We start from the raw sequence: 235 nt of genomic DNA, 5'->3' as shown, positions 1-235 counted from the left end.
TAAATTTACTGTAATGTTATAAAAAATAGTAACTAGCGATTGTTTGAATTAAATAATGTAATACTGGCAAAAGCAAACCGATTTACCAATAGCGCACAAGCTATAATAACCATCATAATTGTAGGAGCTAACGTACCTAATCCCAGCCCTCCCAATCAAGTTTTGGCCAACCATATAGCTGATCCGGATTTTAGCATTGCCTCACCTAATGAATTACCCGCACCAAACAATAAAA

1 protein-coding gene is annotated in these 235 nt (G+C 35.3%); it reads left to right on the top strand.

What is annotated here, in order from left to right; all coding sequences use genetic code 11:
* Positions 1-39 precede the first annotated feature (39 nt).
* On the top strand, positions 40-235 hold a 196-nt coding region (locus Ga0466249_RS26290), incomplete at its 3' end, for a hypothetical protein (protein ID WP_215832434.1).

It is taken from the genome of Pelorhabdus rhamnosifermentans, from assembly GCF_018835585.1.
Lineage (GTDB): Bacteria > Bacillota > Negativicutes > UMGS1260 > UMGS1260 > Pelorhabdus > Pelorhabdus rhamnosifermentans.
This window is presented reverse-complemented; position numbering and strand designations above follow the sequence as displayed.